This is a genomic window from Sediminibacterium salmoneum NBRC 103935, from assembly GCF_000511175.1.
Classification (GTDB): domain Bacteria; phylum Bacteroidota; class Bacteroidia; order Chitinophagales; family Chitinophagaceae; genus Sediminibacterium; species Sediminibacterium salmoneum.
The window spans coordinates 841,865-856,030 of record NZ_KI866530.1 but is presented as its reverse complement, the minus strand read 5'-3'; the positions used below and the strand labels follow the sequence as shown (position 1 = coordinate 856,030).

General features: G+C 38.8%; 12 protein-coding genes. 8 read left to right on the top strand and 4 right to left on the bottom strand.

The window, feature by feature from the left end; all coding sequences use genetic code 11:
• Positions 1-1,568 (bottom strand): tetratricopeptide repeat-containing sensor histidine kinase (locus P767_RS15785; protein WP_157611359.1); only part of this gene is annotated, 1,568 nt, incomplete at its 3' end.
• Between the two features lie 176 nt (positions 1,569-1,744).
• Here P767_RS15785 and P767_RS0104165 point away from each other — a divergent pair.
• Positions 1,745-2,863 carry a hypothetical protein gene (locus P767_RS0104165; RefSeq protein ID WP_026763519.1) on the top strand — a complete coding sequence of 373 codons (1,119 nt, stop codon included), beginning with the start codon at positions 1,745-1,747 and terminating at the stop codon, positions 2,861-2,863.
• A 32-nt stretch (positions 2,864-2,895) separates the two neighbouring features.
• Here the strand turns inward: P767_RS0104165 and P767_RS15780 are convergent, their stop codons facing one another.
• Complete coding sequence (locus P767_RS15780) at positions 2,896-3,633, bottom strand: lysoplasmalogenase (RefSeq protein ID WP_051417096.1); 738 nt, start codon at positions 3,631-3,633, stop codon at positions 2,896-2,898.
• A gap of 95 nt (positions 3,634-3,728) precedes the next feature.
• On the opposite strand from P767_RS15780, the gene P767_RS0104155 reads away from it, so the two are divergent.
• The 3 genes from P767_RS0104155 to secDF all read left to right on the top strand — a co-directional run bounded on the left by P767_RS0104155 (position 3,729) and on the right by secDF (position 7,683).
• The gene (locus tag P767_RS0104155; protein WP_037352261.1) at positions 3,729-4,076 is read left to right on the top strand and encodes a hypothetical protein; all 348 of its coding nucleotides are present in this window, start codon (positions 3,729-3,731) and stop codon (positions 4,074-4,076) included.
• Between the two features lie 9 nt (positions 4,077-4,085).
• Positions 4,086-4,556 (top strand): FKBP-type peptidyl-prolyl cis-trans isomerase, encoded by a 471-nt coding sequence (locus P767_RS0104150; RefSeq protein WP_084799813.1) that lies wholly within the window; start codon positions 4,086-4,088, stop codon positions 4,554-4,556.
• A 274-nt stretch (positions 4,557-4,830) separates the two neighbouring features.
• Complete coding sequence (gene secDF / locus P767_RS15775; protein ID WP_216593203.1) at positions 4,831-7,683, top strand: protein translocase subunit SecDF; 2,853 nt, start codon at positions 4,831-4,833, stop codon at positions 7,681-7,683.
• Positions 7,684-7,826: 143 nt separating this feature from the next.
• On the opposite strand, the gene P767_RS0104140 is transcribed toward secDF, so the two are convergent.
• Positions 7,827-8,177 carry a HesB/IscA family protein gene (locus P767_RS0104140; RefSeq protein ID WP_026763516.1) on the bottom strand — a complete coding sequence of 117 codons (351 nt, stop codon included), beginning with the start codon at positions 8,175-8,177 and terminating at the stop codon, positions 7,827-7,829.
• A 111-nt stretch (positions 8,178-8,288) separates the two neighbouring features.
• Between P767_RS0104140 and P767_RS0104135 the strand changes: the two genes are divergently transcribed.
• Complete coding sequence (locus P767_RS0104135; protein WP_026763515.1) at positions 8,289-8,789, top strand: DUF7935 family protein; 501 nt, start codon at positions 8,289-8,291, stop codon at positions 8,787-8,789.
• Positions 8,790-8,804: 15 nt separating this feature from the next.
• Positions 8,805-10,367 (top strand): acyl-CoA mutase large subunit family protein, encoded by a 1,563-nt coding sequence (locus P767_RS0104130; RefSeq protein WP_026763514.1) that lies wholly within the window; start codon positions 8,805-8,807, stop codon positions 10,365-10,367.
• A gap of 17 nt (positions 10,368-10,384) precedes the next feature.
• Here P767_RS0104130 and P767_RS18640 read toward each other — a convergent pair whose 3' ends face one another.
• A complete protein-coding gene (locus P767_RS18640; RefSeq protein ID WP_216593202.1) occupies positions 10,385-10,822 on the bottom strand; it encodes a YqaE/Pmp3 family membrane protein in 438 nt (145 codons plus the stop codon).
• Between the two features lie 115 nt (positions 10,823-10,937).
• Here P767_RS18640 and P767_RS0104120 point away from each other — a divergent pair, with 115 nt between their 5' ends.
• Both P767_RS0104120 and P767_RS0104115 read left to right on the top strand, forming a co-directional pair.
• On the top strand, positions 10,938-12,233 hold the full coding sequence (locus tag P767_RS0104120; RefSeq protein ID WP_026763512.1) for an amidohydrolase: 1,296 nt from the start codon (positions 10,938-10,940) through the stop codon (positions 12,231-12,233).
• A gap of 2 nt (positions 12,234-12,235) precedes the next feature.
• Positions 12,236-14,146, top strand: a complete 1,911-nt coding sequence (locus P767_RS0104115) for a S9 family peptidase (RefSeq protein ID WP_026763511.1) — start codon at positions 12,236-12,238, stop codon at positions 14,144-14,146.
• The last annotated feature ends 20 nt before the right edge of the window (positions 14,147-14,166 follow it).

The window sequence follows — 14,166 nt, the reverse complement described above, 5'->3', positions numbered from 1 at the left end:
TTGCTGGCCTTGTTTTGATCAAATCCCCTCCCATTATCCTTTATTACAATCATCAGAATATTATTCTCTGATTGAATGGATACTTTTACAGAAGAAGCCTGTGAATGTTTAATTGCATTGTTGGTAGCTTCCTGTATTACCCGGAACAAATTAGTTGCTTGTTTTGAAGTGAGTATACTCTCTTCATTTTCGATGATAGTGATGCTTAGTTTTACTTCGTTTACTTTTAAATAATATTCGCGAAGCTTAACAATCCACTCGTCCAGTTTAACGGAGGGCTTATTAATGAGCCAAACAGTTCTTCTTAGTTCAATAATTGTCTCGTTTAGCAGACTTTGTAAATTCTTTATCTGATTATCTTCCTGAGGTATGGATTGAACTGCATTATTGATATAAGTTAAATTGGCACCAATATTATCATGCAAGTCTCTAGAAATTCTCAGCCGGTCGTTCTGCAGAGTATTCTGAGTTTCCAATTTCAGTTTTTCTTCTTTCAGTTTTCTGGATCTGTATATGTAATAGGTTAATATGCTAACTATAGCTAATAATGATCCAATAAGCAATATAGTAATCTGTTGTTTGGCATTTTTGTTTTCTTGCTGTAGTAATTGATTGTCTTTTTCAGCAGTTTCATACTTTACGTATAGATCAGCAATATTTTTTTGCGTGTTGCTATTGTAAAGACTGTCTTTAATGATAATATGTTCCTGGTAAAGTTTTAAAGCCTTTTTATAATCATTCAGCTGGGCATAAATGGTAGATAGTCTTCTGTAATTCTCCGATAATAAGTCTTTGTAATTAAAAGATCTGGCAATACTATCGCTTAAGGTTAAATAAGAAATTGCTTTATTGAAATCTTTTTTTGATTCGTACATAAGTGCTATATCGGAACTTTGAATGGCAACTCCAAACTGATTCTTGATTTTTTCAAAAATCTGCAAGGAAAGAATGCTTAGCTCCTCGGCTTGCTTAAAATCATTTTTTTGTAAATAGGCACTAGCCATATAACTGTAAGAATAGGCCATCCCTAATGAGTCGTTGAACTTTATTCTGGTTTTAAGTGATTGAGAATAAAAATCGATGGCTTTATCAAAATCATTTTGAAACTCATACACAACCCCCCACTCGTTTAGTACAGTAGCCAAAGTGTTTTCGTCCTTTAAGGTTCTGAATATTTTATCCGCTTTTGCATAGGTTTCAATTGCCTGAGGGAACATTTTTATTTTCCTGTAGAGTTTTGCCTGATCAATAAAGGCAAAGCCTAATTCCCGCTGAAAATTTCCCCTTTGTAATAATTGAATTGCTTCATTATAATCTTTTGCTGCCAGGTCGTAATTCCCTTTAAAATAATGAGCTTTTCCTCTGATACTGGTGAAGACTCCTCTCCAGGGCTCTTTCGGATTGGTGAACGGCAATATACTGTCGCAGAAAGCAACAGATTTTGAAAAATTACTGGTGGATAAGCTGTCGGCTTTTTTTACCAAGAGATCCCATGATTCTGCCCCCTTGCTTAAACTGCAGTTAATTACCCCCATTATTAAGAATGTTAGCCTCAATACTCCCTTCATATGCTATTTAAAATGGTTTTAAGATCCCGGGGGGTGCTTAAAATCTTATTAAAAATACGGATTAATTCGTATTTGACAAGACCGTATTAGGGAGGAATTTTATAAAAAAATCAGCAATGCCAAATATGCATCTTCTTGCGAAAAACAACCGAATCTTATTATTTTCAATAGCTATTATGCTATCTTCTCTACTTGTCTCCTGTAAAAAAGACAGTTCAAATTCGGGTTCACAGGACAGTACTGAAAACTGGGAAATTGTTCAGAATTTTCCTCAGGATAAAACCTACGAAATCAATTCATTAGCAGGATATAATAGTGAAATTATTTATGCTACATCTGGCCATAGGGTAACCAATAATTCAAGCACTTTCAATAATCAGTTTCAGGGGAGTTTTTTTTATAAGCAAGCTTCCGGGTGGATGGTTAATCAGGTGAATAATATGGCTCCTGTAATCATCAAGGAATGGAATGGTGCCTTATATGGGATAAGGGAAAAAAGAACCATCAGAACTACTATTCCAGTAGTAGATTGGGAACACACGTATTATCTTTTTAAATGGGAAAACGGAAATTATACCCACCTGGATACCCTGGAATACACCAATGCCAATTTAATCAATAAGGCATCCCTGGGTAATATATCACTGTGGGTAAATCAAAATAAGCTGCATATGGTATCTATTGCTACTAATGTGGCCATCTGGGAAGTTGTCAACAATCAACTGATTAAAAAGGCTGAAGAATTGTCTGTTCAACCTACTTCCCTAATAGCAACCGATAATAATGATATCAGTTTTACACAGGTGCGGCAGATAATTATCAGCCCTACCAGAACCCGATACATTATTACCGGATACTATTACAACGGAGCTGCATTTACTCAGGGAAAAACCTATGAATTTATTGTGGAAGAGGATACGGGCTTTTCCAACAAGGAAGCAAGTGTTTATATGGCTGTGAAGGGAAATGTCTGGGGCATAGGCTTTCAGGGCAATAAACTCAAAAATCTGGACAATAATGCGGTTCTTTCCGGTTTAAGTGATAGTAAAATTTTCAGATCCAGTCCGATTGTGTCTTCCAATGGTAAAATCTATATCATGTTAGGGACAGAAAAAGCACCTGAGTCCTGCGCAGGATTGGCTGTTTTTGATGGTACCAATATCAGAGAGATGGAATTTAAACTGCCGCCTGTGCTGGACCCCTGTTCAATTCTTAGTGCGGCCACTGAATACAACGGCAAAATCTACCTGCTTTTGTTGAATAGAGGTCAATATGTAATTGTAAAGAATAAATAACGAGTTGCCTATTTTGTTAAAGCGTTAGGTAGTTAAGATCTCAGGAGGTAACTGCTGAATCCCTTGGCTATTAAATATTGTGCTATACCATATGTGGCCATTACCAAAAAGCCCAAAAAAGGGTCTTTGCTGCCAAAAATATTCAGTGCCAGCATCATATCGGAAAACACAAAAAAAGCGGCTCCAAGAGCAAAAAAATACTTGCCCCAGTATTCAGTGTCTTTTACTGCCATGGTCATAAAGGCAAAAATTGCCATAGCAGTAATCACAAACATGTATAAGTAAACGGGAATCAATAAATCTCCCAGATTGGGGCGTATTACATGCATAATATCTGTTCCCAGGTGATACACAAAAGCACCCAGTAAAAAAGGATACAATGCATTTTTTCTCCTGAAAGGCTGAATCTGATTGAATAAATAACAATAACTGATATGGGCTGTCATAAAGGAAACCATCCCTGCAATAAAAAGTCCCTTACCTTCAAACATCAGAAACAAATCTCCGGCCCAGGAAGCAGCAAATGCCAGGATAACAATGGATTTACTAATGGGCCTGGTAGATAGTGGGTTTCCATCAGGATCTGTCTTTGGCTCTAGTGTCTGCACATTAAATGGAGCTTTTAATGCGCTATATAAATAGATTAACAATAAAGGCATAAGTAAAGGCTTGGTGAATTTGGAGGCCAAAGTCCATTCCAGCCATAAAAAAGTACAATGAATCAGTAAGACAATCAGATAATAGGGTGCGGCAATTTTCCTGAAATTCATTGCATATAATTTTAATACAAAATAGGTAGATTTTCAGTACCAGAAAAGTGGAGAACTTCTTCACAAAATTCCCTGAACCTGCTTACATTCGCGGGATGCAAATGGACGATGAGACATTTTTTGCCTTTTGGCAGGAAAACAGTGAGAAGGAAAAAAGTAGCCGGAAAGCCTTTATGCTGGGCTTATCTTCCGGATTTGCTATTGGCGTTGTTGTTATTACCGTAATTCTTTCAGGCTGGTATCAGCGGGCTACCATGGAGGCCAACAGCAAAATGAGCGCATTTGTGCTTTTTATGGCCATTTTGGGCTTATCTGTTTTTATTGCTTTTGTTTACAGAAAATTTAAATGGGAAATGAATGATCAGCGCTATCAGGAAATTGCAGCTAAAAAAAGAAAAATAAAGAACAACGATGCAGCCATCCAGCCTGGTTCAGCGTCTTAAAAACTAAAAATGAACATGAGAAGCAAATTGATTGTATTAGGTTTAATGGCTATAATAGCCATTTCTGTTATTTCTTGTGGAAAATCCAGTTCAGGCTGTAATCCTGTACCCGTTGCTAACGAAAAATCGGCAATGGTTAAGTATTGCACTGATAATAATATAACCTACACTGAGCATCCAAGTGGGTTATTGTACCAAATTATGAGCCCGGGAACTGGGGCAGTTTTAAATTCAGATTCTTGGGTTAGAGCATATTATAGGGGGAAATTTCTTAATGGGAATACTTTTGATTCGTCAACAATAGCACCTTCAGAATTTAATTTAAGAAATGTAATTGAAGGCTGGACTATTGGAATTCCACTGGTAAAAAGGGGCGGTAGCATTAGGCTACTAGTGCCCTCAGCATTAGGATATTCTTGTATAGGTAGAGGCTCAATTCCACCCAATACCCCTCTTTACTTTGAGGTTACTGTGAATTAATCTCTCATTCCCCTATCTTTGCCAACCTGAAAAAATCAGGATAAAACATCGTAAACCGTTACTAATATGCAACTGAAAGGTTTAGTGCGTTTTTTTGCTATTGCACTTACGCTAATTTGTCTTTACCAATTATCATTCACATGGTTTGTAAATAGCCATGAGTCTGAGATGGAAAAGAAAGCCACTGAATGGGTAAAAAAAGTTCCCTACTCCGGAACAACAATATCCCGGCAACAAAGAATTACAGGCAGCTTATGCTGATTCTTTGGATGAATTGAAAAAAACAAGATTGTTCCGTTTGCTCGACAGCACCAAAGACACCAAGCTTGCTTTTGGTTTAACTACTTACCGTAGTGCCAAGGAAAAAGAGTTAATGCTGGGCCTTGATCTTCAGGGTGGTATGAGTGTTACCATGGAAGTGGGTCTAGACGGATTAATCAAGTCTTTAAGCAATTATTCAAAGGACGCTAATTTCAATAAAGCATTAGACGCTGCTGTTGAAAGAAAAGCCAATAGTGGTGCAGATTTAATTACTTTGTTTTTAGAAGAGTATAAAAAAGCTAGCCCCGATGGCAAATTAGCTCCATTGTTTTCTGCTAAGAGCGCAAACGCTATTAAGATAGAAGATACAAATGCAAAAGTAGAAAACTACTTGCGTAAACAAGCGGAAGCTGCTTTTAACAATACCTATAGAATTCTAAGAACTAGAATCGATCGTTTCGGGGTTTCTTCAAACAATATCAATCCTGATCCTGCCAAAGGAAGAATCAATATTGAATTGGCAGGTGTAAACGATAAGGATCGTGTAAGAAACTACTTACAGTCTACCGCTAACCTTCAGTTTTTTGAAGTGTACACCTGGGAGAATAAAGATGTTCAGGCAGGGATTGTTGCTGCCGATAAAGCAGTTCAGGACTACCTGAACGGAACAACTATTTCTTCTCCAAAGGCAGACACGACTGCAGTTGCCACTGTTAAAACAGATACTGCTAAAACAGCAACTATTTCATCTATTGCCGGTAAAACAACTGCAAAAGTGGATTCAGCAGCTTTAAAAGCAAATGAGAATCCAATTCTACGTCTGATGCAGATGACACAGCCCTATCAGGCGGAGAATGGACGTCCTGTTTTCCCTGCTGCATTAGGATATATTCAGTCTAAAGACACAGGTACTTTGAATGATTACCTTGCACTGGAATCTGTTAAAACCAAATTCCCATCCAACCTTGTTTTCATGTATGGTAAGGCTGAATTGGATGATCCAAAAGCCAAGGACATTTTAATGCTTTATGCTATTAAAACCCTTGACAATGGTCAGGCTGAACTGGAAGGTGACAGAATCGCCAGCGCTTCTCAGGATTACGATGAACGCGGCAGAATCGCCATCAAAATGAATATGGACAAAGTGGGTTCCAATATCTGGGCGAAAATGACAACCAGAAATGTGGGTAAACCTCTTGCTATTGTTTTGGATAATTTTGTTTACTCTGCTCCTAATGTGAACGATCCTATTACTACTGGTAATTCACAAATCAGCGGTAACTATACCATTAAAGAAGCACAGGATTTATCTGAGATTTTAGAGAGCGGTAAATTACCTGCCCCAGCTAAAATTGTTCAGAGCCAGACAGTAGGACCAACATTGGGTAGCGAGTCTATTAAAGGCGGTGCACTTTCTTTCGGTATTTCTTTCTTAGTGATTTTCGCTTTAATGTTATTATACTTTAACACGGGTGGTTGGGTAGCCAATATCGCATTGATATTAAACCTGTTGTTCACCATTGGTGTTTTAAGTGCCTTAGGCTTTACTTTAACTGCTCCTGGTATTGCCGGTCTGGTGCTTACCATTGGTATGGCAGTGGATACCAACGTAATTATTTTTGAGCGTATTAAAGAGGAAATTGCAAAAGGTAAGAACTATTCTGCTGCAGTTAATGAAGGCTACAAGCGTTCATTGGCGCCAGTTCTGGATGGTCATATCACCAGCTTGTTAACCGCTATTATATTAGCTTACTTTGGATTAGGACCGGTATTAGGTTTTGCAACCACGCAAATCATCGGTATTCTTCTATCCTTATTCTGTGGTATCCTTATTTCCCGTTTAATTTCTGACTGGTACACCAATAAGAACAGACACTTTGAGTACTTTACCAATATTTCCAAAGTTATTTTCAACCACACCAATTTCAAATTCATTGAGTACAGAAAGTATGCATACGTGCTATCTGCAATCATATTTGTTTTAGGTGTTGGATCTTTCTTCAATGGATTTGATGAAGGCGTTGAATTTGCCGGAGGTAGAAGTTATACTGTGAAGTTTGATAAAGCGGTAGATCCCGAAGTAATCAGAGAAGACCTGAAAGTAGTTTTCGGAGAAGCTCCTATTATCAAGACGGTTGATGTAAAAAATCAGGTAAACATTACCACATCCTTTAAAATCAAGGAAACAGGAAATAATGTAGATGCTGAGGTTGAGCGTACTTTATATGAAGGATTGAAAAAGCATTTACCTGCAGGAACCAGTTTTGATACTTTTGAAAACAGTTACAAGCAAAGTTCTCAAACCGTATTGCCAACTATTTCTGACGATTTAAAAGCAGGTGCTACCAAAGCCACTTTACTGGCGGTGTTTGTTATCTGTATGTATATTTTCATCCGTTTCCGTGACTGGAGATATTCATTGGGGTCAATTGTTGCCTTAATGCACGACGTATTTGTAACCTTGATTGTATTCAGTTTCCTTAAGGATTTCGTGCCATTCCCATTAGAGATAGACCAGCACTTTATTGCAGCCATTCTAACTGTAATTGGTTTCTCTATGAACGATACCGTAATTGTATATGACCGTATCAGAGAAGACAGCGCGTTAATGAAAAATGTAGATAACGGAACCATTATCAACAGAGCCATCAATGAAACCTTAAGCCGTACCATTATGACTTCTGTAACCGTATTCCTAACCATCCTGATTCTATTCATCTTTGGTGGTGAAGTAACCAGAGGGTTTGCGTTTGCAATGTTGATTGGTGTTGCAACCGGTGTATATTCATCCGTATTTGTTGCTGCTCCTATCCTGGTAGACTTTGGAGGTGGAAGAGCCCTTGGTTCAAAGGCAAAAACCAAATAATGCTTATCAGCTTTATCCATAAAAAAGCCCCGAGTAAAACTCGGGGCTTTTCATTTACAATTGTATAGTTTGTTCTATGAAAGTGTGGAATTAAAAACGCGCTATCTGGTGTAACTTTTTACTGCCTGTGAAATGGTCTTGTCTTACACCGCAAAAGAAGTTCCGCATCCACAGGTCTTGCTTGCATTGGGGTTGCTGAAAGTAAAACCACGACTGTTCAATCCTCCTTGCCAATCTATTTCCATTCCATATAAATATAGTCCATGGCTTTTATTCATGATACATGGAATGCCTTCTATTTCAAACTGATCGTCTTCATTTTCTTTCTGGTCGAATCCTAAAACATAGGTCATTCCGCTGCAGCCCCCTCCTTTTACTCCAACTCTTAAGAATTGAGTGTGATCGAAGCCTGGCTCATTCATTAATCTTTTTATTTCTGTTATGGCACCTTCAGTTAGTGTTACGGGTATTGTGGTATTCATTGTTGTTTCCATACGCTCCATTTATTTTACAAAATTACCATTTTGTCAGAATCCTGTATAGAATGGATTTACGATACAAGGAATTCCTTGTTCAACCCCTACCTTTGCAGAAAGTAGAAAAGAATGGATAATTCCATGATGATTACCGTGTTATTGGCCTGTTCTGTGGCAGCGATGGCTGGTTACCTGATATATCTGCAACGCAGACTGGTCATTTACGAAAAGCATCAGTCCGCACGAAACAATAGCCTGCCACTTCAGGCTTATGAAAGATTAATTTTGTTAACGGATAGAATTGCCCTTCCCAACCTGATTAGCAGAAACCCGGCAGATGCCATTTCAGCAAGGGAATTATGTGCTTTATATACAAAGACCATCAGAGAAGAATTTGATTTTAATGTAACCCAGCAAATGTATATTCAGCCTTCATCCTGGAAAGCAGTGAAAAATCTGAAGGAGAAAAATCTTCAGATTGTTAATCAGCTTACCCAACAGTTGCCTGAGCAGGCATCGGGTCTGGATTTGCAAAAAGCCATTTTACAGTATCTGATGGCAAATCCATCGGCCGCTTTGCATGATTTGGTAGCAGAAGCATTAAGTTTTGAAGCAAAACAAGTATTATAATATTAATATTGATTTATGCCAGAGAATAAGAAGACAGACAGTGGTATCAACATTAAAACCTGTTATTCAGCAGAAGATATACAGCCTCTTACAGGATTAAATAATCAACCTGGTCAATTCCCCTATACACGTGGTGTACAGCCTGATATGTACAGAGGAAAGCTATGGACCATGCGTCAGTATGCTGGTTTCTCTACTGCTGAAGAAAGCAATAAGCGATACCATTATTTATTAAGTCAGGGGGTAATGGGATTAAGTGTAGCTTTTGACTTACCCACTCAGATTGGATACGACAGCGATCATCCATTGTCGGAAGGTGAAGTAGGAAAAGTTGGTGTAGCCATTGATAGCCTTGCCGATATGGAATTATTATTTAAAGGCATTGAACTAGAGAAAGTAAGTACTTCTATGACCATCAATGCTACCGGATTTATTTTATTGGCCATGTATGTTGCTTTGGCGAAGAAGCAGGGTGCAGATTTAACAAAAGTGGCGGGCACTATACAGAATGATATTTTAAAAGAGTATGCAGCACGCGGCACATATATCTATCCGCCCAAACCTTCTATGCGAATCATCACCGATATTTTTGAATGGTGTAGCAAGTCGGTTCCTAAATGGAATACCATTTCTATTTCAGGTTATCATATTCGGGAAGCTGGCAGTACTGCAGTTCAGGAGATAGCATTTACCCTAAGCAATGGTAAAGCCTATGTGCAGGCTGCACTTGCCAAGGGACTGGATATAAATGTTTTTGGAAAGCGATTGTCCTTCTTTTTTAATGCACACAATAACCTCTTTGAAGAAGTAGCCAAGTTCAGGGCTGCCAGAAGAATGTGGGCAACCATTATGAAAGACCTGGGTGCAACGGATGAAAAAGCTATGATGCTTCGCTTTCATACGCAAACCGGCGGTGCTACATTAACAGCACAGCAGCCATTGAATAATATCAGCAGGGTAACCATTCAAACCATAGCTGCAGTGCTTGGAGGTACACAAAGCTTACATACCAATGGATACGATGAGGCGCTGAGTCTGCCTACTGAAGAGGCTGCCAGAATTGCTTTAAGAACTCAACAGATTGTAGCTTTTGAAAGCGGGGCACCTGATACAGTGGATCCTTTGGCAGGCAGCTATTTTGTAGAGTCACTTACCAATGAAGTAGAACAGAAGGCATGGGAACTCATGAATAAAATTGACGCCATGGGCGGAAGTGTGAGCGCCATAGAAGAGGGATTCATGCAGGATGAAATTGCAAGAAGTGCATTTGAATACCAGCGAAGTATTGAAAGCGGTGAAAAAATTATTGTGGGTGTAAATAAGTTTACAGTTGAAGTAGAGACCCCGGTTCCTGGCTTTAAGATTGACGATTCAATTCGGCAGTTACAATCTTCCAGACTTAAAGAATTAAAAGCTAAGAGAGACGCTGATAAAGTGCAGCACTGTCTGGATCAAATAAAAAAAGCAGCTGAGGGAACCCAGAATATCATGCCCTTTGTACTGGAAGCTGTTGAAGCCTATTGTACACTTGGCGAAATAGCTGATGTACTTCGCCAAGTGTATGGGGAACACAGATAAAATCTGTGTTACTTCATTTACAGTACGGTAATCAAAGCAAAAATTACACCTGGAAGCCAAAATAAAAGGGTTAGTAGTACACTAATCCAAAAAGTATCATTGGTAGTACCCTGGTGTAAATAAACAGCAAGCGGCGGTAATAAAATAGCCAATATGGCAAGCAAAACCTTATCGTTTGAACCCGTTGCATTTGCTGCATTGGCTTTGTATTCTTTCAGGTATTTTTTTGCCTCTTTTACTCTTGCTTTTCTCTCAACCCTGGATAAGCTTTTAAAATTAGACATGGCATCTGTTACTACAGCATCATCCCAGCTGGACTGAACATTTGAATTGTCTGCAACCCTATTTTTATTGGTCTCGTTTTGGCTCTTAGTGCCGATTTCCACGCTGGATGCATGAATGGAAGTAATAGTCATGGATGCAAAGGAAAGTGCAACTATCAGTATTTTTTTCATAAGAATAAGTTTCATTAAAATTACAATATAGGAGTTTAATGTGCTGATTTATTTATAAGGTTCTGTTTTATTCCTCGTTGCTAAAACGTATCTTCAATAGCTAATCGTTGTAAGTATGAAAATAGTATTAGCAATTGCTTTGCTCATCTGTGGAACAGCATCAGCACAGAAGTCTATTTCCCCACTGGAATCATTATTTAATGAAGTAACACCCAAAGTGGTGGAATGGAGAAGATACTTTCATGAATATCCGGAGCTCGGAAACAGAGAGTTTAATACCAGTAACAAAGTGGAAGAGACCTTACAGCGTTTGGGTATCAGTACCAAAAAAATAGCAAAGACAGGCATAGTGGCTGTTTTAAAAGGGGGTAAGCCCGGGCCTGTTGTAGCATTAAGAGCCGATATGGATGGATTGCCTGTTGAAGAAAGAAACGGGCTTTCTTTTGCCTCTAAAGCAAAAGGGGAATACAATGGAGCAACCGTTCCAGTTATGCATGCCTGTGGACACGATTCACATATAGCTATGTTGCTGGGTGCAGCGGAAGTATTGAGTAAGATAAAAAACGAAATCAGTGGTACGGTGGTATTTCTGTTCCAGCCTGCCGAAGAAGGCCCTCCCGGGGATGAAGAAGGAGGCGCTGCACTTATGATTAAGGAAGGTGCAATGGACAATCCTAAAGTGGATGCAGTATTTGGTATTCATATCAACTCCAAATATGATTTAGGAAAAATTTACTATAAGCCCGGTGCAACCATGGCTTCATCTGATTGGTTTACTATTAAAGTAAAAGGAAAGCAAAGTCATGGCGCGTATCCCTGGAATTCCATTGATCCGATTGTAGTAAGTGCTGAGATTGTGCAGGCATTGCAAACCATAGTTAGCAGGAATATTGATATTACACAAGCACCTGTGGTAGTTTCAGTGGGCAGAATTCAATCGGGAGTAAGGGCTAATATTATTCCGGAAGAAGCTATGATGGAAGGAACCATTCGAACATTGGATGGTCAGGTACAAAAAACGGTACATGAAAAAATAAAACTGATTGCTCAGAAAATTGCTGAAGCAAATGGAACAACCGCAGAAGTAATGATTGATACCAAGACACTGGTTACTTATAGTGACCCGGTATTGGTTGCACAGAGTTTGTCTTCCCTGCAGAAGGCTGCAGGTGGTTCTGATAATGTGCAATTAACCAATTGGGTAACAGGTGCAGAAGACTTCTCTTATTTTGGAACCAAAGCCCCCTCCTTTTTCTTTTTTCTTGGGGCCAGAGATCCTAAGTATCCTTCATTTTCAACTGCTCCGGATCATCATACGCCCGGGTTCATGATTAACGATACCCGTTTGGATGTTGGTGTAAAAGCTTTTGTACATCTTGTTTTGGATTATGCCAAAACGACAAAAAAATAAGTATGCGGAAATTATTGATTGCATTTATACTATTGGCTATTCAGCAATTGCAAGCTCAGGAAGTACTTACCCCAGAAAAACTCTGGCAGATTCAAAGAGTTTCACCGGTTGGAATTAGTAAGGATAAAAAATTTATTGTGTATACGGTTGCTACACCTGATGTGGCTAATAATAAAATGAACCGTAAACGTTATAAAATTCCTTTGTCTGGCGGGAATCCGGTAGAATTAGCAGCCAATGAAACAATTACCATAAATGACCGGATTTCACCCGATGGAAAACATATATTGTATAGTGATGAAGTAAAAATAGACAAAATAGAGGGCAAAGAGTTCTATCCTGATTTACCCAAATCGGATGCCCAGATTTATACCTCTCTAAATTACAGGCATTGGGATACCTGGGAAGACGGAAAATACAGTCACGTGTTTTTTTCATCCTACCAAAATGGAAAATCCACTGAGGGTAAAGATATTATGCTCAATGAGCCTTATGATGCACCTACCAAACCTTTTGGTGGGGATGAAGACTTTATCTGGCATCCCGATAGCAAGCATATTGTTTACGTGGCAAAGAAAAAGAAGGGTACAGCATATGCAGTTAGCACCAATACTGATCTTTACCAATACAATATTGAAACAGGTGAAACCCAAAATTTAACCGCATCCAATAAGGGATACGATGTTGCACCCCAGTTTAATGAAGCAGGAACTCTGGCATGGATGCAAATGAAAAGAGATGGCTTTGAAGCAGACAAGCAGGATTTAATTGTATTAATTAATGGTAAATTCCCTGTAAATCTCACTGCGCACAGAGACGATATTCATGTAGAAGGATTCAAATGGAGTGAAGACGGAAAGTCTTTGTTTTTCTGGGCTCCGGTAAATGGAACACTTCAGCTGTTTCAGGTAAACAATACGGGTTTAACCAAAATGCTACCGGTAATTAAGCAATTGACAAGTGGTGATTTTGATATTACAGGTATTGTTGCGCAATCAGAAAATACATTGGTGGTTTCCAGAACGGATATGAATACAGCTTCAGAATTATATACCCTTAATCTGAAAGACAAATCAATGAACCAATTGACGCATGTAAATGATGCGTTTTATCAGGCTATTGCAATATGCAAAACAGAAAGAAGATGGGTGCCAACAACGGACGGGAAAAAAATGCTGGTTTGGGTGATTTATCCTCCCAACTTTAATCCTGCGAATAAATATCCTACCCTTTTATATTGTCAGGGCGGGCCTCAAAGTCCATTGACTCAGTTTTATTCTTTCCGATGGAATTTTCAATTAATGGCTTCTCAGGGATATATTATTGTGGCCCCCAACAGAAGGGGAATGCCAGGTCATGGAACAAAATGGAATGAAGACATTAGTAAGGATCATGGAGGACAAGTGATGAAAGATTATTTATCGGCCATTGATGCCATTAGCAAGGAATCGTATGTAGATAAAAACAGATTGGGCTGTGTGGGTGCAAGCTATGGGGGTTACTCTGTATTTATGCTGGCAGGTATACATAACAATCGTTTTAAAACTTTTATTTCACACGATGGCATTTTTGATACCAGAAGTATGTATGGAACCACAGAAGAATTGTGGTTTGTGAATTTTGATTATGGTGGTGCTTATTGGGATAAAAATACGGCAACCGAAAAAACCTATGGTGTTCAGAATCCAATTAACCATGTGGCTAAATGGAATACCCCCATCATGATTGTGCAGGGTGGAATGGATTTCAGGGTTCCTATAGAGCAGGGATTGCAGGCATTTCAGGCTGCACAATTGCGAGGTATTAAAAGTAAACTACTCTACTTGCCTGGTGAAAATCACTGGGTTTCTACCGCACAGAATGGGCTTGTATGGCAACGTGAATTCTTTAAATGGTTGAAGGAGACTTTGTAGAATAAATTAAGGAATATAAA